The sequence below is a fragment of the Streptococcus sp. k-402 genome, from assembly GCF_013277515.1.
In the GTDB taxonomy this organism is placed as follows: Bacteria; Bacillota; Bacilli; order Lactobacillales; family Streptococcaceae; genus Streptococcus.
This window is the reverse complement of the sequence record NZ_VMNB01000004.1, coordinates 283,293-303,421: the sequence shown is the minus strand read 5'-3', so window position 1 is coordinate 303,421 and position 20,129 is coordinate 283,293. Positions and strand designations below refer to the sequence as shown.

Annotated in this window: 22 protein-coding genes, 2 pseudogenes and 1 riboswitch; of the genes and pseudogenes, 14 read left to right on the top strand and 10 right to left on the bottom strand. The window is 41.9% G+C overall.

Going from position 1 to position 20,129, the window contains the following annotated elements; genetic code table 11:
• Positions 1 to 141: 141 nt before the first annotated feature.
• Genes HT724_RS04270 through HT724_RS10400 form a run of 4 tightly spaced genes read right to left on the bottom strand, consistent with a single transcriptional unit; the run spans position 142 to position 1,455 of the window.
• Positions 142 to 303, bottom strand: a complete 162-nt coding sequence (locus HT724_RS04270) for a hypothetical protein (protein WP_001062367.1) — start codon at positions 301 to 303, stop codon at positions 142 to 144.
• Positions 291 to 518, bottom strand: coding sequence for a hypothetical protein (locus HT724_RS04265; protein ID WP_001152920.1), 228 nt, complete (start codon positions 516 to 518; stop codon positions 291 to 293). Before HT724_RS04265 ends, HT724_RS04270 begins: the two co-directional genes overlap by 13 nt.
• Before the next feature lie 12 nt (positions 519 to 530).
• Entirely contained in the window at positions 531 to 767 is a 237-nt protein-coding gene (locus HT724_RS04260; protein WP_001287839.1) for a hypothetical protein, read from the bottom strand.
• Entirely contained in the window at positions 760 to 1,455 is a 696-nt protein-coding gene (locus HT724_RS10400; RefSeq protein WP_275690535.1) for an IS6 family transposase, read from the bottom strand. Before HT724_RS10400 ends, HT724_RS04260 begins: the two co-directional genes overlap by 8 nt.
• Positions 1,456 to 1,494: 39 nt before the next feature.
• Between HT724_RS10400 and pnuC the strand changes: the two are divergent.
• A pseudogene (gene pnuC / locus HT724_RS04245) lies at positions 1,495 to 2,016 on the top strand (nicotinamide riboside transporter PnuC); the annotation flags it as partial.
• A 166-nt stretch (positions 2,017 to 2,182) separates the two neighbouring features.
• Here the strand turns inward: pnuC and HT724_RS04240 are convergent.
• Entirely contained in the window at positions 2,183 to 2,719 is a 537-nt protein-coding gene (locus HT724_RS04240) for a TetR/AcrR family transcriptional regulator (RefSeq protein ID WP_173276482.1), read from the bottom strand.
• Between the two features lie 132 nt (positions 2,720 to 2,851).
• Here HT724_RS04240 and czcD point away from each other — a divergent pair, with 132 nt between their 5' ends.
• From czcD to HT724_RS04225, 3 genes and pseudogenes are all read left to right on the top strand, one after another.
• A complete protein-coding gene (gene czcD / locus HT724_RS04235) occupies positions 2,852 to 3,742 on the top strand; it encodes a cation diffusion facilitator family transporter CzcD (protein ID WP_050214563.1) in 891 nt (296 codons plus the stop codon).
• A gap of 243 nt (positions 3,743 to 3,985) precedes the next feature.
• Complete coding sequence (gene nmlR, locus HT724_RS04230; protein WP_173276483.1) at positions 3,986 to 4,339, top strand: stress response transcriptional regulator NmlR; 354 nt, start codon at positions 3,986 to 3,988, stop codon at positions 4,337 to 4,339.
• Positions 4,340 to 5,373 (top strand): annotated as a pseudogene (locus HT724_RS04225) (zinc-binding dehydrogenase). It abuts the gene before it with no gap.
• Positions 5,374 to 5,440: 67 nt separating this feature from the next.
• Here the strand turns inward: HT724_RS04225 and galR are convergent.
• Positions 5,441 to 6,442: a DNA-binding transcriptional regulator GalR gene (gene galR, locus HT724_RS04220; protein WP_173276484.1), complete on the bottom strand. Its 1,002-nt coding sequence runs from the start codon at positions 6,440 to 6,442 to the stop codon at positions 5,441 to 5,443.
• A 164-nt stretch (positions 6,443 to 6,606) separates the two neighbouring features.
• On the opposite strand from galR, the gene HT724_RS04215 reads away from it, so the two are divergent.
• From HT724_RS04215 to HT724_RS04205, 3 genes are all read left to right on the top strand, one after another.
• A complete protein-coding gene (locus HT724_RS04215) occupies positions 6,607 to 7,785 on the top strand; it encodes a galactokinase (RefSeq protein WP_173276485.1) in 1,179 nt (392 codons plus the stop codon).
• A gap of 18 nt (positions 7,786 to 7,803) precedes the next feature.
• On the top strand, positions 7,804 to 9,285 hold the full coding sequence (locus HT724_RS04210) for a UDP-glucose--hexose-1-phosphate uridylyltransferase (RefSeq protein ID WP_173276486.1): 1,482 nt from the start codon (positions 7,804 to 7,806) through the stop codon (positions 9,283 to 9,285).
• 69 nt (positions 9,286 to 9,354) lie between these two features.
• Positions 9,355 to 9,759: a PaaI family thioesterase gene (locus HT724_RS04205; protein WP_000651223.1), complete on the top strand. Its 405-nt coding sequence runs from the start codon at positions 9,355 to 9,357 to the stop codon at positions 9,757 to 9,759.
• Between the two features lie 32 nt (positions 9,760 to 9,791).
• Here the strand turns inward: HT724_RS04205 and HT724_RS04200 are convergent, their stop codons facing one another.
• The 4 genes from HT724_RS04200 to HT724_RS04185 all read right to left on the bottom strand — a co-directional run bounded on the left by HT724_RS04200 (position 9,792) and on the right by HT724_RS04185 (position 13,313).
• Positions 9,792 to 11,054 carry a nucleobase:cation symporter-2 family protein gene (locus HT724_RS04200; RefSeq protein ID WP_004256021.1) on the bottom strand — a complete coding sequence of 421 codons (1,263 nt, stop codon included), beginning with the start codon at positions 11,052 to 11,054 and terminating at the stop codon, positions 9,792 to 9,794.
• Positions 11,054 to 11,635 carry a xanthine phosphoribosyltransferase gene (locus tag HT724_RS04195; protein ID WP_173276487.1) on the bottom strand — a complete coding sequence of 194 codons (582 nt, stop codon included), beginning with the start codon at positions 11,633 to 11,635 and terminating at the stop codon, positions 11,054 to 11,056. Before HT724_RS04195 ends, HT724_RS04200 begins: the two co-directional genes overlap by 1 nt.
• Positions 11,636 to 11,758: 123 nt before the next feature.
• Positions 11,759 to 11,854: riboswitch (purine riboswitch) on the bottom strand.
• 233 nt (positions 11,855 to 12,087) lie between these two features.
• Positions 12,088 to 12,474, bottom strand: a complete 387-nt coding sequence (locus HT724_RS04190; RefSeq protein WP_173276488.1) for a VOC family protein — start codon at positions 12,472 to 12,474, stop codon at positions 12,088 to 12,090.
• Positions 12,475 to 12,485: 11 nt separating this feature from the next.
• Positions 12,486 to 13,313: an exodeoxyribonuclease III gene (locus HT724_RS04185; RefSeq protein ID WP_173276489.1), complete on the bottom strand. Its 828-nt coding sequence runs from the start codon at positions 13,311 to 13,313 to the stop codon at positions 12,486 to 12,488.
• A gap of 218 nt (positions 13,314 to 13,531) precedes the next feature.
• Here HT724_RS04185 and HT724_RS04180 point away from each other — a divergent pair, with 218 nt between their 5' ends.
• From HT724_RS04180 to HT724_RS04150, 7 genes are all read left to right on the top strand, one after another.
• Positions 13,532 to 14,431, top strand: coding sequence for a type II CAAX endopeptidase family protein (locus HT724_RS04180; RefSeq protein WP_173276490.1), 900 nt, complete (start codon positions 13,532 to 13,534; stop codon positions 14,429 to 14,431).
• Entirely contained in the window at positions 14,415 to 14,702 is a 288-nt protein-coding gene (locus HT724_RS04175) for an autorepressor SdpR family transcription factor (protein ID WP_049521689.1), read from the top strand. The genes HT724_RS04180 and HT724_RS04175 overlap by 17 nt, the downstream gene beginning before the upstream one ends.
• On the top strand, positions 14,683 to 15,324 hold the full coding sequence (locus HT724_RS04170) for an SdpI family protein (protein ID WP_080982470.1): 642 nt from the start codon (positions 14,683 to 14,685) through the stop codon (positions 15,322 to 15,324). Before HT724_RS04175 ends, HT724_RS04170 begins: the two co-directional genes overlap by 20 nt.
• Positions 15,325 to 15,450: 126 nt before the next feature.
• Positions 15,451 to 15,906, top strand: coding sequence for a DUF3290 family protein (locus HT724_RS04165; RefSeq protein WP_000675343.1), 456 nt, complete (start codon positions 15,451 to 15,453; stop codon positions 15,904 to 15,906).
• On the top strand, positions 15,903 to 16,538 hold the full coding sequence (locus tag HT724_RS04160; RefSeq protein WP_000174458.1) for a DUF421 domain-containing protein: 636 nt from the start codon (positions 15,903 to 15,905) through the stop codon (positions 16,536 to 16,538). The genes HT724_RS04165 and HT724_RS04160 overlap by 4 nt, the downstream gene beginning before the upstream one ends.
• A gap of 54 nt (positions 16,539 to 16,592) precedes the next feature.
• Positions 16,593 to 18,338 carry an ABC transporter transmembrane domain-containing protein gene (locus HT724_RS04155; RefSeq protein ID WP_173276491.1) on the top strand — a complete coding sequence of 582 codons (1,746 nt, stop codon included), beginning with the start codon at positions 16,593 to 16,595 and terminating at the stop codon, positions 18,336 to 18,338.
• Complete coding sequence (locus HT724_RS04150; protein WP_173276492.1) at positions 18,328 to 20,070, top strand: ABC transporter ATP-binding protein; 1,743 nt, start codon at positions 18,328 to 18,330, stop codon at positions 20,068 to 20,070. Before HT724_RS04155 ends, HT724_RS04150 begins: the two co-directional genes overlap by 11 nt.
• The last annotated feature ends 59 nt before the right edge of the window (positions 20,071 to 20,129 follow it).

Here is a 20,129-nt window from a genome sequence, read left to right as displayed (position 1 = left end):
AATAACGTTTCATGATCATCGGGTGCTTCCTCAGATCACTCGGTTTGATTTTACTTTGTTTCATGGTCATAATCATATACCATTTCTTTTGGATTTTTTGTTTGACTAATACAAAATAGGTCTTCATAGGTCTTCGCATTTTTAGCGCCCATTAGGATCATCAGTATAATTTTCTGAATTAGGAGACTGTCCCATCACTATTCGAACTTCGTCTCCCAACTTACGCTGTTCCCATTCATCCGTGAATCCTTTAAATCGCAATTCTGGAACTTTCTTTTTAACTGAATCATCTATTTTCGCCATAGTCCCCACCATTTTATTGGTTTTTCTTGTTCTTCTATCCTTTTTTGATCTTTGATTTGTTCCTGCAAATTTTCCAACTTCTCTTTAAGAGCGTTCACTTCATCTTTATATTGATTGTCTAAGTGTTTGAATTCTGTTTCCTGTGAGGGCATTTTGAGGGCTTTTAAGTTATCATTTTCCGCCTTGTATTCTTCTAGCAACTTTTTATCTTGCAAGGCTAATCGTTGTTACTGGTCTAACAAATTAGTTAGTTTTTCTATTTGTTGGTCTTTGGTATTTGATTTGCTACTACTTTCTACTTTACCTAAAATTATTTTTTCTGCTTTAGAATTTATTAGATTAGACCCATTGGAACTTTTAAGCTGTAATTCTTTTGGTAACCTTTGGTAGTGATATTGAATATTTTGTTTTGTAACACTCAACTCATCCGCCAGCTCTTTGATCGTTTTTAAGTCTTCACTCATGGTTTAAGTCCTGCCTTTTAACCTTTGGTAGATATTGTTCAATGGCTTTTTTGAGGTAGCGTACGATATTATGCTTAGAATATTCTTCACGTCTGCTGGCAACATAAGACAAGTGGTCTTTAACACTATTTAGCCTTCTTAATTCTTTCAGTTCGTCATAGAGGGGGTAAACATGGACTTGCAATCCTGCCATGATTTTTGTATCTTGCATTTCAAACGGACTTAGCAACATATTTTCTAGCAATAGCGTGGTGTACTTGTTTTTCATTGCTTCAATAGCTAGCTTATCTTCGGTTTCTGCTTTGCGTGCTTTATCTTCTTGATAGGCGGTATCTTCTAACTTATAGCTGTTATCGTCTGCTCGACGTTTCTTTTGTAACCAGATATCCAATGTTAAACCGTCCGCATCAATCGCTCGATAGAGATAATGACAACGCCCCTTAATTTTGATATAGGTTTCATCCATTTTCCACGAATAGAAGGACTGTTTATTTTTCTTTTTCCAGAGATGATAGAGGATTTTACTGTATTCTTGAACCCACCGATAAATCGTAGTGTGACAAACATTTATTCCACGGTCATAAAGCAATTCCTGAACTTCACGATAGCTCAGATTGTAACGTAGGTAATAACCAACAGCGACAATGATGACGTCTTGTTGGAATTGTTTGCCTTTAAAATGATTCATCTCTCAAGCCTTACTAACCTTTTTTCTGCTCTTTGAGAAGCTGAAGGTCGTGCTAGTAACTACCTATTTGTTTTGATTAATTCCATCATTTATCTGGTGCTTGCCCTTCAAAAAGGCTTCTATGGTGAGGTGTTGACGACAATTTACTTCACAGTCATGCAACCGATTGGACTTCTAGTTTGGATTTATCAGGCACAGTTTAAGAAAGAAAAGCAGGAGTTTGTTGCACGTAAACTGGACGGCAAGGGCTGGACAAAGTATCTTTCCATTAGTGTTCTTTGGTGGTTGGCCTTTGGCTTTATTTATCAGTCTATTGGTGCCAATCGTCCCTATCGTGATTCAATCACCGATGCGACCAATGGGGTAGGGCAAATCCTCATGACAGCTGTTTACCGTGAACAGTGGATATTCTGGGCAGCTACCAATGTCTTTTCAATCTATCTCTGGTGGGGAGAAAGCCTGCAAATTCAAGGGAAATACCTGATTTATCTCATCAACAGTCTAGTTGGTTGGTATCAGTGGAGCAAGGCTGCTAAGCAGAATATTGACTTACCTAACTAGGAAAAGATGTTTAAAAGTACTGTTTTGAGATTTAGATTAAAACAGATAGAGTTGAAAATCAAGGATTTATAGTATGAAAAAGAGGATCGGCGGGTCCTCTTTTGTTGTTGAAAAGATAAAAAACTCAGTAACCTAGAAATAAGACAACTGAAGCTTTACTCTATATTCAATTTTTAGGAATGAGAAGGTCTAGATAAAATTGGACAACTTCCTGGTCTGTGAAATCTTGACCTTTTTTGAGCCACCAGGTCAATGTTTCGATAAAGTTAGTTACGACAAAATGTTGGAGGTAAGAAGTAGGTAGACTTGGGTGAGTTTGCTTCAAATCAGCAGCCAGCATGGGATAGACGTGGTGCTCAAGCTCTTTATGGAGTTGACGGAGGAAGTAGTCATTTTTGGAAAATAGCAGACTGGTGATATGGTCTTGGTTTTTATGAAAATGGAGAAAGAGGTGGGCGAGGTAGTCCTCGGTTGAAATGGCTTGCTCTCTTTCAAAAAGATGATGGAAGAGGTAGCGGCAGAGCTGGTCCAGAAGAAGCTCCTTACTCTCATAGTGACAGTAAAAGGTGGATCGTCCCACATCTGCGAGATCAATGATATCCTGAACAGTAGTGGCCTCGTAGCCCTTAGCATTCAAAAGTTGTATAAAAGTTTGATAGATGGCTTTTTTGGTTTTGCTGATACGGCGGTCAATGTTAGTCATATGGACACTTAAGGCAAATTGTTCAGAACTGAATAAAGCTGACGTTTTGCTTCTATCCTTTCTTTGAGTTTTAGTGGATAATGATAATGAACAAGGTGTTCATAAATCTATTATAACAAAGGAATGAGAAATATGAAGGCAAAATATGCTGTTTGGGTGGCTTTTTTCTTAAATTTGACTTATGCCATTGTTGAGTTTATTGCAGGTGGAGTATTTGGTTCTAGCGCTGTTCTTGCTGACTCTGTGCATGACTTGGGAGATGCGATTGCAATTGGAATATCAGCTTTTCTAGAAACAATCTCCAATCGTGAAGAAGACAATCAGTACACCTTGGGCTATAAGCGGTTTAGCCTGCTAGGAGCCTTGGTAACAGCTGTGATTCTCGTCACGGGCTCTGTTCTAGTCATTTTGGAAAATGTCACGAAGATTTTGCATCCGCAACCAGTCAATGATGAGGGGATTCTCTGGTTAGGAATTATTGCGATTACTATCAATCTGTTAGCGAGTCTGGTGGTTGGTAAGGGAAAGACAAAGAATGAGTCTATTCTGAGTCTGCATTTTCTGGAAGATACGCTAGGGTGGGTAGCTGTTATCCTGATGGCGATTGTTCTTCGATTTACGGACTGGTATATCCTAGATCCTCTTTTGTCCCTTGTCATTTCTTTCTTTATTCTTTCAAAAGCCCTTCCACGTTTTTGGTCTACACTCAAGATTTTCTTGGATGCTGTGCCAGAAGGTCTTGATATCAAGCAAGTAAAGAGTGGCCTGGAGCGATTGGACAATGTGGCCAGCCTTAATCAGCTTAATCTCTGGACTATGGATGCTTTGGAAAAAAATGCCATTGTCCATGTTTGTCTAAAAGAAATGGAACGTATGGAAACTTGTAAAGAGTCTATTCGAATTTTCCTAAAAGATTGTGGTTTTCAAAATATTACCATTGAAATTGATGCTGACCTAGAAACTCACCAAACCCATAAGCGAAAGGTGTGTGACTTGGAACGGAGTTATGAGCATCAACATTAGAAAAAAGTGAAAAATACTTGGGTACTATCTTATTTGGAATAGAGTAATTTCTTTATTATTTAAATATTTCAAAAATTGGTAAGAGAAGAGCATTGTATAAACTCCAGATATATGATTGCTAATGATAAAAATTTTTCGATTAGGTGCAAAATGCTTGACTTGGAGTCAACTCAAAGTTATATAATAAGATAAGTGAGTTAGAGTAGCTTAAACTCAGTGAATGAAATGAGAGGAGGTTAGCCTATGAATATTAAATCTGCCAGTGATTTGTTGGGAATTTCAGCGGATACGATTCGGTATTATGAACGGGTTGGTCTTGTGCCACCGATTACTCGAACTGCAACAGGGATTCGTGATTTTCAAGATCAGGATATAGAAGCGCTGGAATTTATTAAGTGTTTTCGTTCGGCGGGTGTCTCTGTAGATAGTTTAGTTGACTATATGTCGCTCTATCAAAAAGGGGATGAAACGAGAGAGAAAAGACTTGGTATTTTAGAAGAGGAAAAGAAAAAATTAGAGGAGCGCTTGTCTCAGCTACAGACAGCTTTAAATCGTTTAAATCTCAAAATTAAATTTTATAAGGAAGGAAAATTTTAAATGAAATCAGCAGTATATACGAAGGCAGGCCAGGTTGGACTTGCTAGCATTGAACGTCCGCAAATTATAGACGCAGATGATGTGATTATTCGTGTAGTTCGCGCGTTTGTGGTTCAGATTTATGGAGGTACCGTAATCCAGAAACGAAAGCTGGACACAAAAATAGTGGACACGAAGCGATTGGGATTGTCGAAGAAACTGGGGAAGCCATTACGACGGTGAAACAAGGTGACTTTGTCATCGTCCCTTTTACCCATGGATGTGGTGAGTGTGATGCCTGTCTTGCTGGCTTTGACGGCTCTTGCGACAATCATATTGGTAATAACTTGGGGGGCGATTTTCAGGCGGAATATATTCGTTTTCACTATGCAAACTGGGCGCTGGTTAAAATCCCTGGACAACCTTCTGACTACACAGAAGGTATGCTAAAGTCCCTCTTGACTCTTGCAGATGTCATGCCGACAGGCTATCATGCGGCGCGTGTTGCAAATGTTCAAAAAGGTGATAAGGTTGTGGTCATCGGTGATGGGGCTGTTGGTCAATGTGCTGTCATCGCGGCTAAGATGTGTGGAGCATCGCAAATTATCCTTATGAGCCGTCATGAAGATCGCCAAAAGATGGCTCTGGAGTCGGGTGCGACAGCTATTGTAGCTGAGCGAGGTCAAGAAGGTATTGCCAAGGTGCGTGAAATTCTCGATGGTGGAGCAGACGCAGCACTTGAGTGTGTTGGTACGGAGGCTGCTATAGAACAGGCGCTAGGTGTTCTCCATAATGGAGGGCGTATGGGATTTGTAGGAGTCCCACACTATAATAATCGTGCTCTTGGTTCGACATTTATGCAAAATATCTCTGTAGCAGGAGGGGCAGCTTCTGCGACAACCTACGATAAGCAATTTTTACTAAAAGCCGTTCTTGATGGCGATATCAACCCAGGCCGTGTCTTTACTTCAAGCTATAAATTAGAAGATATTGATCAAGCTTATAAAGACATGGATGAACGTAAGACCATTAAGTCTATGATTGTGATGGATTAAAAAAGAAAATCCTAATGGAGATTTGAGACTCTCTATTAGGATTTTTGTCATGTTTAATTTGTGGGAGTTATGGCAGAGTACTCTCTCTTAAAGTCAGTCTGGTTCCCAGCATGGTCAGGCTAGGAATTTTGCGACCGTGGAGGACTTCCTTGTTAAGAATATCCATGCCCGCTCGGCCCATTTCTTCGGTATAGACGGTGATGCTGGAGAGGGGAGGATAGACTTGCTTGGTCAGGCTGGTGTCGTTAAAGGAAATAAGACTGACGCGGTCTGGCAGGCTGATTCCAGCTTCTTGGAGGGCACGGAGGGCACCGATAGCTAAACTATCGCTGGCTGCGAAAAAGGCTGGTGGGAGTTGGTCTCCTAAACTCTGAATGGCCTCCTTCATCAAGTCATAGCCAGACTGGGCAGTAAAGCTTCCTTGAAAGACCAATTCATCATGATAGATTCCTTTTGTTTGACTGTAGTTTCTGAAATTTTCCAGCCGCTTATCCTCAATGATTTCTTCTTGGTCGGTTGTTTCTTCAAGACCTGTTAGAATTCCAATGCGATTCACCCCTTGACTGAGGAAATAATCGACAACCTGTTTCATGGCAGTGTAAAAGTCCGTGATAATGCAGGTATGTCCCAGTGAAAGTGTATCGCTGTCTATAAATACAAGAGGTTTTTGGTATTCTTCAAAGGCAGAAATCTGAGCTCGGCTAAACTTTCCGATACAGAGAATCCCAATCACTTCCTCGCTTAGGGTAAAAGGATGGTCATTAAAATAGCGCAAGATATCGTAGTCCAACTCCTGGGCTCTTTTTTCAATACCCAGGCGAATCTGGTAGTAGTAGAGGTCGTCCAGCTCCCCTTGTTCGCTGACCCATTGGATAATGGCAATCTTTTGCTTGGGTTTGTGGGACTCGCCTGTCTTGAGGTGTTTGGTGTAGCCCAACTCTTCAGCAATAGTTAAAATACGGTGTCTGGTTTCTTCTGTAACAGATAGGCTCTGGTCGCGATTGAGGACACGGGATACGGTCGCGATTGAGACAGAGGCTAGCTGTGCAATGTCTTTTAAGGTAGCCATAAATCCTCCTTCTTTAAGGTTAGTATATCATATTTTTCTGTATTTTACTGATAGTTTAGTAAAATTTTAGTAAAAAGGATTGACCTTGGGAAATCCCTTGGATACAATAGAAGAAAACGATTACACGTTAAGGTAACTTAACGGACAGTCAAAGGAGAAATCATATGACACAAGATCTTACTGCTGAAGCTCTTCGTAAAGACTTTCTTGCTGTTTTTGGTCAAGATGCAGACCAAACTTTCTTTTCACCAGGTCGTATCAACTTGATTGGTGAGCACACAGACTACAACGGTGGGCACGTTTTTCCAGCTGCTATTTCCTTGGGAACTTACGGTGCAGCTCGTAAGCGTGACGACCAAGTCTTGCGTTTCTACTCAGCTAACTTTGAGGACAAGGGCATTATCGAAGTGCCTCTAGCTGACCTCAAGTTTGAAAAAGAGCATAACTGGACCAATTATCCAAAAGGAGTTCTTCATTTCTTGCAAGAAGCTGGGCACGTGATTGATAAAGGTTTTGATTTTTATGTTTATGGGAATATCCCAAATGGTGCTGGTTTGTCTTCTTCAGCATCCTTGGAACTCTTGACAGGGGTCGTGGCAGAGCATCTCTTTGATTTAAAATTAGAGCGTCTCGATTTGGTTAAAATCGGAAAACAAACAGAAAATAACTTTATCGGAGTCAACTCTGGCATTATGGACCAATTTGCTATTGGTATGGGAGCTGACCAACGTGCAATTTACCTAGATACCAATACTTTAGAATACGACTTGGTGCCACTTGATTTGAAGGACAATGTCGTTGTTATCATGAACACTAACAAACGCCGTGAATTGGCGGACTCTAAATACAATGAACGCCGTGCTGAGTGTGAAAAAGCAGTGGAAGAATTGCAAGTAGCCTTAGATATTCAGACCCTGGGTGAATTGGACGAGTGGGCCTTTGACCAATATAGCTATCTGATTAAAGATGAAAATCGTTTGAAACGTGCTCGCCATGCTGTAATTGAAAACCAACGTACCCTTAAAGCTCAAGCAGCTCTTCAAGCAGGAGATTTGGAAAGATTTGGTCGTTTGATGAATGCGTCACACGTTTCCCTAGAGCATGACTATGAAGTAACTGGTTTGGAATTGGATACTCTTGTTCACACAGCTTGGGCACAAGAAGGAGTTCTCGGTGCTCGTATGACAGGGGCAGGTTTTGGTGGATGTGCCATTGCCTTGGTGCAAAAAGATGCTGTTGATGCCTTTAAGGAAGCTGTAGGCAAACACTACGAGGAAGTAGTTGGATACGCTCCAAGCTTCTATATCGCTGAAGTTGCAGGTGGCACTCGCGTCCTTGACTAGTCAAAAGGAGGCTCTATAGTGACCTTAGTAGATAAATTTGTAACACATGTCATTTCTGAAAGTTCATTTGAGGAAATGGATCGAATCTACCTGACCAATCGTGTCTTGGCACGAGTGGGAGATGGTGTTTTGGAAGTTGAGACCAATCTGGATAAATTGATTGACCTCAAGGACCAGCTGGTTGAGGAAGCCGTTCGATTAGAGACGATTGAGGATAGTCAGACTGCACGTGAAATCCTTGGTGCTGAACTGATGGATTTGGTGACCCCTTGTCCGAGTCAGATCAATCGTGACTTTTGGGCAACCTATGCCTACTCTCCTGAGCAAGCGATAGAGGATTTTTACCAACTCAGTCAGAAAAATGACTACATAAAACTCAAGGCCATTGCTAAAAATATTGCTTATCGTGTTCCATCTGACTACGGAGAACTTGAGATTACCATCAATCTCTCTAAGCCTGAAAAGGATCCGAAAGAGATTGCGGCAGCCAAGTTGGTGCAAGCTAGTAATTATCCTCAATGTCAGCTTTGTCTAGAGAATGAGGGCTACCATGGTCGAGTTAACCACCCAGCCCGTAGCAATCACCGTATTATCCGCTTTGAAATGGCTGGTCAGGAGTGGGGCTTCCAGTATTCGCCCTATGCTTATTTTAATGAGCACTGTATTTTCTTAGATGGCCAGCATCGTCCCATGGCCATTAGTCGTCAGAGTTTTGAGCGTCTGCTGGCTATCGTAGAGCAGTTTCCAGGATATTTTGCTGGATCTAATGCCGACTTGCCGATTGTGGGGGGCTCTATTCTAACTCATGATCACTATCAGGGAGGCCGTCACGTATTTCCTATGGAATTGGCTCCCTTGCAAAAGACCTTTCGATTTGCAGGTTTTGAGCAGGTTAAGGCTGGGATTGTCAAGTGGCCCATGTCAGTGTTGCGTTTGACTTCGGATTCCAAAGAGGATTTGATCAACTTGGCTGACAAGATTTTGCAGGAATGGCGCCAGTATTCAGATCCTGCAGTGCAGATTTTGGCAGAAACAGACGGGATACCGCATCACACCATCACACCAATTGCTCGTAAACGCGATGGACAATTTGAGTTGGACTTAGTCTTGCGAGACAATCAGACTTCTGCAGAACATCCTGATGGCATCTATCATCCCCACAAAGATGTTCAACATATCAAGAAGGAAAATATCGGCTTGATTGAGGTCATGGGCTTGGCAATCTTGCCACCACGTCTGAAAGCAGAAGTGGAGCAAGTCGCTAGCTATCTTGTAGGAGAAGCTGTTACAGTTGCCGATTATCATCAGGAATGGGCAGACCAACTCAAAGTCCAACATCCAGATCTAGCGGATAAAGAAAGAGCCCTTGAAATCGTCAAGGACTCTGTTGGTGCTATCTTTGCACGTGTGCTTGAGGACGCAGGAGTCTACAAGCAGACAGAACAAGGACAGGCAGCCTTTATGCGCTTTGTGGAGCAGGTCGGAATTTTGTCAGACTAGGAGCTTTCTCCTTGCACAGTCCTATAAAAAGTAGTATCATAGTGTCGTTTGAAATATCAGGAGGAAACGATGAAAGACTTTCATTTTGACGCTATATCTGCCTTTGAAAATTACGAAATTGAACAAATGAGAGATGGTCACGTTGTAGTAACGACAAAAGTAGTGGACTCATCGCTCAACTACTATGGCAATGCCCATGGTGGCTATCTCTTTACCCTTTGTGACCAGATCAGTGGTTTGGTGGTTATCTCGCTGGGGCTTGATGGGGTGACACTCCAATCCTCTATCAACTATCTTAAGGCAGGAAAACTCGACGATGTGCTGACCATTAAAGGAGAGTGTGTCCATCAAGGTCGTACAACCTGTGTAGTGGATGTCGATATTACCAATCAAGAGGGCAGAAATGTCTGCAAGGCAACCTTTACCATGTTTGTCACAGGCCAACGGTCAGAAGACAGACAGGTAAGGATATAGAGAAACAAAAAAGAGGCTCGCACCTCTTTTTCTTATTTCTTTTTATGATTTAATACGGCATTGAGGACAATGGCAAGTAGGCTGGCTACGACGATTCCGTTTGAGAAGAACATTTGGAAGGCTGTCGGCATGCTGACAAAGAGATTACTGTTGTTGAGTCCGACACCTGCAGCGATGGATACAGCTGCGATAAGGAAGTTATGTTCATTGTTAGCAAAGTCAACACGGGCGAGGATTTGCATTCCTTGAATCGATACAAAACCAAACATCACCAGCATGGCACCACCGAGGACAGGGCTAGGAATGATTTGAGCAAGGGCACCAAACTTAGGAAGGAGTCCAAGGAGAACGAGGAAACCAGCTGCGTAGTAGATTGGCAGGCGAGTCTTGATACCTGATAATTTAACCAAACCAACGTTTTGTGAAAATCCTGTGTAAGGGAAGGTGTTAAAGATTCCTCCGAGAAGTACGGCCAAACCTTCTGCGCGGTATCCGTTGCGAAGGCGCGTGCTGTCGATTGGATCTTTTGTGATGTCAGACAAGGCTAGATAAACACCAGTCGACTCAACCATAGACACCGTTGCGATGATACACATCATGACAATAGATGAGATTTCAAAGGTTGGCATCCCAAAGTAGAGTGGAGTTGGGACATGGACAAGTGGTGCTGCTGCAACAGGAGAGAAATCAACCAAGCCCATGCTGGCAGCAATGGCAGTTCCAACAACCAAACCAATCAAAATAGAGATAGACTTGATAAATCCTTTGGTAAAGATGTTAATCAAGAGGATAATCAGAACAGTAATAGCTGCAAGCAAGAGACTCTGACCAGTTGGCTCTGGAACGTTATTTCCCATATTTCCAATAGCGACAGGAATCAAGGTTAAACCAATCGTGGTAATAACAGATCCTGTTACGATAGATGGGAAGAGATTGGCTACTTTTGAGAAGATTCCTGAAACAAGAACAACGTAAATCCCTGATGCAATAAGGGCACCAAACATAGCGCCACTACCATGGCTTTGCCCAATCATAATCAAGGGAGCGACGGATTGGAAGGCGACTCCAAGAACGACTGGAAGTCCAATCCCAAAGTATTTGTTGAGTTGGAGTTGGAGGAAGGTTGCCACACCACACATGAAGATATCTGTGGAAATCAGGTAGGTCAACTGCTCAGTTGAATAGCCAAGGGCTGTCGCAATCATGATGGGAACCAGGATAGATCCTGAGTACATGGCTAGTAAGTGCTGCAAGCCAAGAACGGCTGCTTGTGAATGTTTTTCTTGAGTTTGCATTAGAGATCTGCCTCCTTAAATATGACTTGACCATTTTCAAAACGATCCAAACGAGCGAGTGATAGGACAGGGTAGCCTGCTTTTTCAAGCAAATCACGGCCATCTTGGAAGGATTTTTCAATCACAATACCGATAGCTTCGACTGTGGCACCAGCTTGTTCGATGATTTGAATCAAGCCTTTGGCAGCTTGGCCATTAGCAAGAAAATCGTCGATAATCAAGACCTTGTCCTCTGGTGAGAGGAATTTTCCAGCGATAGAAACGGTGCTGGTAACCTGCTTGGTAAAGGAGTAAACTTCGGCAGTTAAGATTCCTTCGTTCATAGTGATGTTTTTAGCTTTTTTAGCGAAAATCATGGGAACGTTTAAGGCTTCAGCTGTATAAACGGCTGGGGCAATACCTGACGCTTCAATGGTCACGACTTTGGTAATACCAGCAGAAGCAAATTTTTCCGCAAAAACCTTACCAATCTCTCGCATCAAGCTAAAGTCAACTTGGTGGGTTAAAAAGGAATCTACCTTGAGGATGTTATCACCCAAGATATGCCCATCCTTGAGGATGCGCTCTTCTAATAATTTCATAAGACCTCCTAAAGTCTAAAAGCCAATCCATTTGCTTGTTTATAGTTTCTAACAAGAAATAGAAAAAGGACTTACTTAATCTCTAAGTAAGTCCCCAAAATAGGCGTGGCAAAAACGACCATACCTCACTGCTGACTTACTTATTGTTAGGTGTTCCGGCACCTTGTAGAAACATCGTGCCAATTCACGACATAAACAAGTAAAACGATATTTAATTTTAAATAGGCTTGAGCCAATGTTTTTATTTTACACTAAATAACTTTATAAATCAAATACTTTGTTAGTGTTTTGGTTTGAAAAACGAACAAATATAATAAAAATAGGAAAAAATTAACTTATTAGCTAACATTTAGAAGGTTTTTCCATCATAAAAGGGCATATTATTAGGTTTTTAAACACCTGACAATATGCCTCTTTCTAACTTTAAAGACTTTTTCCCAATCTTTATTATTCTACTCGCTAAATCTTAAAAAATAGCCATCTGGGTCTAGAACTGCAAATTCATGGGGATATATAAAGCTATCTCCTACTCGAAATTCTCTTTTTGTCAGGGGACGATGGATAGGATAGTCAGCTTCCAGCAGTTTTTGGTGGAGCTGAGGAACATCTGCAATGCCAAAGGAAATATTGACACCGCGCCCGAAAGGATAGGTTAGTTGGGCTAATTCTTCTGTGCTACCTTCTTCTAGCATAAGTTGGCAGTCTTCAAGCGAGAGGAAGAGAAATTTCTCCTCTGGACGCTCGTATTCGACAGAGAATCCTAGCAGGTCGCAGTAGAAGTGGCGCGACTGTTCGAGGTCAGATACCACAAATTCGGGAATGACAGGCTGATAGTCCATCGCATTCCTCCTTAAAGTTCAATTTCCATGACAATGGGTGTGTGGTCTTGGCGAGCTCCTGAGTCGATCATATCAGACTTAGTCACCTTGTCAGCGATGCGGTTACTTGTGAGCCAGTAGTCGATTCTCCAGCCTGTATTGTTGATTTTAGAAGTCTTGCTGCGCTGTGCCCACCAAGTGTAGCGTTCTGGAACATCGCCGTGAATGTGGCGGAAGGTGTCGGTAAATCCAGTTGCCAAGAGGTTGGTAAATCCAGCACGTTCCTCGTCGGTAAATCCTGGTGAACGACGGTTGCTGGCAGGATTTGCAAGGTCGATTTCATTGTGGGCTACATTGTAGTCACCAGTCGCAAGGACTGGTTTTTCTTTGTCTAGTTGAGCCAAGTATTCAGCATATTTGACATCCCAGACTTGGCGTTCTTCCAAGCGTTTGAGGCCATCGCCAGCGTTTGGTGTATAAACTTGGGTTACGAAAAATTCATCAAATTCTAGCGTGATGATACGGCCTTCCAAGTCCATGGTAGAAGGGGCACCGATTTCTGGGAAAGTGACAGTGGGTGTGAGTTCTTTCTTATAAAGGAACATGGTTCCAGCATAGCCTTTACGGGCAGGCTCTTGGGAAGAGCGCCACGTGTTTTCGTAGCCTGGGAAGAGTTCTTCTAAAATTTCCAAGTGTTTCTTTGTAGGCCCTTTGGCAGAAAGCTTGGTTTCTTGGATAGCGATGATATCAGCATTTTCGGCGACCAAGGTTTGTAGTACTTCTTGGGACAATTTGGCACGAGCTGAGTCACTAGTTAGGGCAGCATTGAGGGAATCAATATTCCATGAGATGAGTTTCATAAAGTTACCTTTTTCATTCAGATTATAGATTTTATTATACCAAAAAAAGGTCCATTTCCCCAACGTATGGCTTGAAAATTACTCTTTAGACTTTATCCTGAGAAAATAAAAATTCCCTAAACTATTTAGAAAAAAATCTAAATAGTTATTGTATTTAGAATGGAAAGGTGTATAATGTTATTTAGAAAAACATCTAAATAGAAAGTGACGTTACATATATGTCAAATAAGAGAACAATCCTTCTTTTTGTGGTCTTGGCTTATACCCTTGCTTGGATAATATGGTTGGCACTATGGCTAAGTGGTGTTGGTCTAAATTCTCCATGGAGTCAACTTGCTAGTATTGTAGCCATGTGGATGCCTGCACTTGCAGTCTTTATTTTAGGGAAAATCACGAATCAACCTAGTGGAATCAAATCTAAATTAGTTGTGAATCTCAAGAGCAACTGGCGCTTTTACTTACTAGCTATCTGGTTACCAGCTGTCATCAGTTTTTTAGGAGCGGGACTTTATTTTCTTGTATTCCCTAGCAATTTCAGCCTTGGTTTTGAATCTATTCAAGCCATCTTACAAGAAAAAGGTGTCTCTCAATCAACCGTTCCCTTATCTTTCTTGGCCTTGATTCAAATCCTAGCTAGTTTGACCTACGCTCCTTTTCTTAATAGTTTCTTTGCATTGGGAGAGGAAATTGGTTGGCGTGGCTATCTTTACCCAGCTCTAAGAGAACGCTTTTCACTAGTCCAGACTCATGTCTTGCTTGGTCTCATTTGGAGTATTTGGCATCTACCAATCAATTTGCAAGGCTATAATTATGGACTATCTTATTTTGCTTATCCCGTTTTGGGAGTTGTTGCTATGTTTCTATTTTGTTTTAGCCTAGGAATATTGTTGAGCTGGTTGTTGGAAAAGACAGGTTCTATCTGGGCTTCTGCCCTATTTCATGGGGCAATCAATGCAACTGCAGGTATTGGGTTACTCTTTCAATTACCAGGAGAAAAAGTTTCAAGCCTCTTGATTTTAGGCCCATCACCGACAGGAATACTATCAGTTCTACCTTGCTTAGTCCTAGCCCTACTAATATTACAAAGGGAAAGGAGCCATTATGAGTTTTGCAAATAGTTTTAAAGCCTTTTCTCATCCAGTTAGGAGAGAGATTTTAAATTTACTCAAAGCAGGTAGATTATCTGCAGGAGAAATTGCCAGTCAATTCGAGTTGACAAGTGCAACGATTTCACATCATCTCACGATTTTGAAAGCAGCGGATTTGATTCATGAAATGAAAGAAAAAAACTTTATTTATTATGAGTTAAATACATCGGTTTTAGAGGATATAATGGTTTGGTTAGCAGATCTGAAAGGAGATCATTTTGATGAAGATAAAAATCAATAAGAAATTGGTATTATTTACGAGCATTCTCATCCTACTACCTTCCCTTGTAGGTTGTGTTTTCTGGAATCAATTACCAGAGGAGATACCCACTCATTTTAATCTACTGGGTCAAGCAGATGGCTACAATCATAAAATGTTTGCTATCTTTGGATTACCGACTCTCATGCTTTTGATGCATTGGTTGCTTCTATTTTTAATGATTAAGGATCCTAAATCTAGCAATATCAGTTCAAAAATACAAGTTTTGATTTACTGGATTATTCCTTTTGTATCTTGTCTATTAATGATTTCTATCTTCGGAGAATATTTGGGTTATTCCATGATGAGTGGGCTACTAGCTCAGATTTTTATGGGAGTCGTGATGATCGTAATTGGAAATTATCTACCAAAAACACACCGAAATTATATAATCGGTATTCGACTACCGTGGACCTTGGAGAATGATGAAAACTGGAGAAAAACGCATCGTCTAGCTGGAAAAATTTGGGTATTAGGAGGATTGTTATTGTTTCTAAATTCCTTTGTTCAACTATATGTTTACTGGGTGTTTTTCTTGACACTTCTACTTGTGGTGTTGATGCCTGGTGTTTATTCATATCAATTATCAAAATCAGAATCTTGAAATAGCTACTGGAGTCATTAGTTTGAGAAGTTGGTCTGATATGTCCATTTCCCCAACGTATGGCTTGAAAAATCACTCTCTTTCGTTTATAATTAAGAATGATTTTATGAAAGGGAGTGAAAATAAATGAAATTTTACTCATATGACTATGTACTTAGCCAAATCAGTCAGCAAAATGGAATGATGATTGGCTTTGGGATTGTGCTCCTAGCTATCACAGGATTTTTTGCTTTTAAAGCCTATCGAGATAAAAAGGGGACTAAGTTTCGGGAATTGGTCATGATTTTGGCCTTGACCTTGGTGGCCATGCTTTTGGTGACAATCTCAAAATACCAGACCAATCAAGCCTCTAACAACCAATTTCAAACTTCACTTCATTTCATAGAGGTTGTTTCCAAAGACTTGGGAGTGGATAAATCAGAAGTTTATGTCAATACTTCTGCAGCCACTGATGGAGCACTTATCAAGGTAGGTTCAAATTTCTATCGTGCCATGAACGGGAGCCAACCAGACAAGTATCTTTTAGAGAAATTAGAATTGCATCAAACAGACGCTATTGAATTGGTGGAGGTAAACAAATGACACTCAATTATATGGAAATTTTAATCAAACTGGCCTTGGGTCTTTTCTCGCTTGTTTTTGTTATCAATGTGACAGGAAAGGGAAATCTGGCGCCTAACTCTGCGACAGACCAAATTCAGAACTATGTTCTCGGTGGTATTATCGGTGGGGTGATTTACAATAGTTCTATTAGCATTCTCCAGTACGCAGTGATTTTGATGATGTGGACGATTTTGGTTTTGACCCTCAAGTGGCTTAGTAACAATGTTCATTTTGTCAAACGCTTGATTGATGGTAAGCCAACTCTCCTCATCAAAAATGGTCAGATTGACCCAGAAGCCTGTCGTTCAGTTGGTTTGTCTGCAGCGGAAGTAGCCCTCAAGCTTCGTAGCCAAGGGATTTTCCAGATGAAGCAGGTCAAACGCGCTGTGCAGGAGCAAAATGGCCAACTCATCGTGGTCCAAATGGGAGATGAAAATCCTAAGTATCCAGTTGTGACTGACGGTGTGATACAAGTCGATGTTTTGGAGTCGATTGGTCGTAACGAAGAGTGGTTGCTTGATAACCTCAGCAAGCAAGGGCATGACAATGTAGCCAATATCTTTATCGCTGAGTATGACAAGGGTGCGGTCACAGTCGTAACCTATGAATAAGAAAAACCTGGGGTCTTGGCCTCAGGTTTCTATTTGCAATCAGAAAGGGATGTTATGTCCATTATTCAAAAACTTTGGTGGTTTTTCAAGTTAGAAAAACGCCGTTATTTAGTCGGGATTGTGGCTCTGGTCTTGGTTTCCGTCCTCAACCTCATTCCCCCAATGGTTATGGGGAGGGTCATTGATGCCATCACATCGGGGCAATTAACCCAGCAGGACCTCCTTCTTGCCCTATTTTACTTGCTTCTTTCAGCCTTTGGGATGTACTATCTGCGCTATGTTTGGCGTATGTATATCCTTGGGACTTCCTACCGTTTGGGACAGATTATGCGCTCTCGCTTATTTGAACATTTCACAAAAATGTCTCCAGCTTTTTATCAAACCTACCGGACGGGGGACCTGATGGCACACGCAACCAATGATATCAATGCCCTAACGCGTCTGGCAGGGGGTGGTGTTATGTCTGCCGTGGATGCCTCTATCACGGCTTTAGTGACCTTGATGACCATGCTCTTTAGCATTTCATGGCAAATGACCTTGGTTGCCATTCTACCCCTGCCTTTCATGGCTTATGCGACCAGTCGTCTAGGGAGAAAGACCCACAAGGCTTTTGGCGAATCACAGGCTGCCTTTTCTGAACTCAATAACAAGGTGCAGGAGTCTGTATCAGGTATCAAAGTGACCAAGTCTTTCGGTTACCAGGCGGACGAGCTCAAGTCCTTTCAGACAGTCAATGAATTGACCTTCCAAAAGAACCTGCAAACCATGAAATACGATAGTCTCTTTGACCCTATGGTTCTCTTATTTGTTGGTTCCTCCTATGTTTTAACGCTCTTGGTAGGCTCCTTGATGGTTCAGAAAGGGCAAATTACGGTTGGTAATCTGGTCACTTTTATCAGTTATTTGGATATGCTGGTTTGGCCTCTTATGGCCATCGGCTTCCTCTTTAATATTACTCAGCGAGGGAAAGTTTCCTACCAGCGGATTGAGGAACTTTTGTCTCAGGAATCACCTGTACAAGACCCTGAGTTTCCTCTAGACAGTATTGAAAATGGGCGCTTGCAGTATGCCATTGATAGTTTTGCATTTGAAAATGAGGAAACACTGACAAATGTTCACTTTAGTTTGGAAAAAGGGCAAACATTGGGATTAGTTGGTCAGACAGGCTCTGGGAAAACGTCCTTGATTAAACTCCTCTTGCGTGAATACGATGTGGATAAGGGAGCCATTTATCTAAACGGTCACGATATTCGTGACTACCGTTTGACAGACCTTCGTAGTCTCATGGGCTACGTCCCTCAGGACCAGTTCCTCTTTGCGACTTCGATCTTAGACAATATCCGTTTTGGGAATCCTGATTTAACACTTTCAGCGGTCGAGGAAGCGACTAAGCTAGCCCAAGTTTACCAAGATATTGTAGCCATGCCTCAGGGATTTGATACGCTGATTGGTGAAAAAGGAGTCAGTCTTTCTGGAGGTCAAAAGCAGCGTCTGGCCATGAGTCGGGCTATGATTTTAGACCCTGATATCTTGATTTTGGATGATTCTTTGTCAGCTGTGGATGCCAAGACAGAGTATGCGATTGTCGATAATCTTAAGGAAACGCGTCAGGACAAGACAACCATTATCACAGCCCATCGCCTCAGTGCAGTTGTCCATGCAGATTTGATTTTGGTTCTGCAAAATGGTCAAATTATCGAACGAGGCAGGCACGAAGACTTACTAGCTATGGATGGCTGGTATGCCCAAACCTACCAGTCTCAGCAGCTGGAAATGAAAGGAGAAGAAGATGCAGAATAAGAAAGAACAATGGACTGTATTGAAGCGCTTGATGTCTTATCTCAAGCCTTATGGACTCCTGACCTTTTTGGCACTCAGTTTTCTACTAGCGACGACAGTCATCAAAAGTGTCATTCCCCTTGTGGCTTCCCACTTTATAGACCAGTATCTCAGCAATCTCAACCAACTCGCTGTGACCGTTTTGCTGGTCTATTATGACCTTTATATCCTACAAACTCTAGTTCAGTATGTCGGCAATCTTCTCTTTGCGCGCGTATCCTACAGCATCGTTAGAGATATTCGTCGGGATGCTTTTGCCAATATGGAGAAGCTGGGCATGTCTTATTTTGATAAGACACCAGCAGGCTCCATCGTTTCTCGTTTGACAAATGATACCGAAACCATCAGTGATATGTTTTCGGGAATTTTGTCCAGCTTTATCTCAGCAGTTTTCATCTTTCTGACAACCCTTTATACCATGTTGGTGTTGGATTTTCGTTTGACAGCTTTGGTCTTGCTCTTTCTCCCCTTGATTTTCCTTTTGGTCAATCTCTATCGGAAAAAATCAGTCAAGATTATCGAGAAGACCAGAAGTCTCTTGTCAGATATCAATAGTAAGCTGGCAGAGAATATTGAGGGAATCAGGATAATCCAGGCCTTTAATCAAGAGAAGCGCCTGCAGGCAGAATTTGATGAGATCAACCAAGAACACTTGGTCTATGCCAACCGTTCTGTAGCCTTGGATGCCCTCTTTTTGAGACCTGCCATGAGTTTGCTGAAACTCCTAGGATACGCTGTCTTGATGGCCTATTTTGGCTACCGTGGTCTTTCTATCGGGATAACGGCCGGAACCATGTATGCCTTTATCCAGTACATCAATCGCCTCTTTGATCCCTTGATCGAGGTGACGCAAAACTTTTCAACCCTGCAAACGTCTATGGTTTCTGCAGGGCGTGTATTTGCCTTGATTGACGAGAAGACCTATGAGCCTCTTCAAAAAGATGGGCAAGCCAAAGTCCAAGAAGGCAATATCCGTTTTGAACATGTGTGTTTCTCATATGACGGTAAACATCAGATTCTGGATGATATTTCTTTCTCTGTTAATAAGGGTGAAACCATTGCCTTTGTAGGGCATACAGGTTCGGGGAAATCTTCGATTATCAATGTCCTCATGCGTTTTTATGAATTTCAGTCAGGCCGAGTTCTTTTGGATGGTGTGGATATTAGGGATTATAGTCAGGAAGAGTTGAGAAAAAACATCGGTCTGGTCTTGCAGGATCCCTTCCTCTATCATGGAACCATTAAGTCCAATATCGCCATGTACCAAGAAATCAGTGATGAGCAGGTCCAGGCTGCGGCAGCTTTTGTGGATGCAGATTCCTTTATTCAAGAACTTCCGCAGGGTTACGACTCCCCTGTGTCTGAGCGTGGTTCGAGTTTTTCAACTGGACAGCGCCAGCTTCTTGCCTTTGCTAGAACAGTCGCCAGTCAGCCTAAAATCCTGATTTTGGATGAAGCGACAGCCAATATTGACTCTGAAACAGAAAGTCTGGTTCAAGCTTCTCTGGCTAAGATGAGACAGGGACGAACAACCATTGCCATTGCTCACCGCCTTTCTACCATCCAAGACGCCAACTGCATCTATGTTTTGGACAAGGGGCGCATCATTGAGAGTGGAACTCATGAAGAACTCTTGGCTCTGGGAGGAACCTATCACAAGATGTATAGTTTGCAGGCGGGTGCTATGTCTTAATATTCTTTGAAAATCTATTCAAGCCATGTCAGCTTTATCTGCAATCTCAAAGCTGTACA

What these genes read in the sequence shown, in the direction of transcription:
- HT724_RS04270 (WP_001062367.1), bottom strand. Translation starts at nt 303, where the DNA reads ATGGCGAAAATAGATGATTCAGTTAAAAAGAAAGTTCCAGAATTGCGA.
- HT724_RS04260 (WP_001287839.1), bottom strand. Translation starts at nt 767, where the DNA reads ATGAGTGAAGACTTAAAAACGATCAAAGAGCTGGCGGATGAGTTGAGT.
- HT724_RS10400 (WP_275690535.1), bottom strand. Translation starts at nt 1,455, where the DNA reads ATGAATCATTTTAAAGGCAAACAATTCCAACAAGACGTCATCATTGTC.
- HT724_RS04240 (WP_173276482.1), bottom strand. Translation starts at nt 2,719, where the DNA reads ATGACTAACATTGACCGCCGTATCAGCAAAACCAAAAAAGCCATCTAT.
- czcD (WP_050214563.1), top strand. Translation starts at nt 2,852, where the DNA reads ATGAAGGCAAAATATGCTGTTTGGGTGGCTTTTTTCTTAAATTTGACT.
- nmlR (WP_173276483.1), top strand. Translation starts at nt 3,986, where the DNA reads ATGAATATTAAATCTGCCAGTGATTTGTTGGGAATTTCAGCGGATACG.
- galR (WP_173276484.1), bottom strand. Translation starts at nt 6,442, where the DNA reads ATGGCTACCTTAAAAGACATTGCACAGCTAGCCTCTGTCTCAATCGCG.
- HT724_RS04215 (WP_173276485.1), top strand. Translation starts at nt 6,607, where the DNA reads ATGACACAAGATCTTACTGCTGAAGCTCTTCGTAAAGACTTTCTTGCT.
- HT724_RS04205 (WP_000651223.1), top strand. Translation starts at nt 9,355, where the DNA reads ATGAAAGACTTTCATTTTGACGCTATATCTGCCTTTGAAAATTACGAA.
- HT724_RS04200 (WP_004256021.1), bottom strand. Translation starts at nt 11,054, where the DNA reads ATGCAAACTCAAGAAAAACATTCACAAGCAGCCGTTCTTGGCTTGCAG.
- HT724_RS04195 (WP_173276487.1), bottom strand. Translation starts at nt 11,635, where the DNA reads ATGAAATTATTAGAAGAGCGCATCCTCAAGGATGGGCATATCTTGGGT.
- HT724_RS04190 (WP_173276488.1), bottom strand. Translation starts at nt 12,474, where the DNA reads ATGGACTATCAGCCTGTCATTCCCGAATTTGTGGTATCTGACCTCGAA.
- HT724_RS04185 (WP_173276489.1), bottom strand. Translation starts at nt 13,313, where the DNA reads ATGAAACTCATCTCATGGAATATTGATTCCCTCAATGCTGCCCTAACT.
- HT724_RS04180 (WP_173276490.1), top strand. Translation starts at nt 13,532, where the DNA reads ATGTCAAATAAGAGAACAATCCTTCTTTTTGTGGTCTTGGCTTATACC.
- HT724_RS04175 (WP_049521689.1), top strand. Translation starts at nt 14,415, where the DNA reads ATGAGTTTTGCAAATAGTTTTAAAGCCTTTTCTCATCCAGTTAGGAGA.
- HT724_RS04170 (WP_080982470.1), top strand. Translation starts at nt 14,683, where the DNA reads ATGAAGATAAAAATCAATAAGAAATTGGTATTATTTACGAGCATTCTC.
- HT724_RS04165 (WP_000675343.1), top strand. Translation starts at nt 15,451, where the DNA reads ATGAAATTTTACTCATATGACTATGTACTTAGCCAAATCAGTCAGCAA.
- HT724_RS04160 (WP_000174458.1), top strand. Translation starts at nt 15,903, where the DNA reads ATGACACTCAATTATATGGAAATTTTAATCAAACTGGCCTTGGGTCTT.
- HT724_RS04155 (WP_173276491.1), top strand. Translation starts at nt 16,593, where the DNA reads ATGTCCATTATTCAAAAACTTTGGTGGTTTTTCAAGTTAGAAAAACGC.
- HT724_RS04150 (WP_173276492.1), top strand. Translation starts at nt 18,328, where the DNA reads ATGCAGAATAAGAAAGAACAATGGACTGTATTGAAGCGCTTGATGTCT.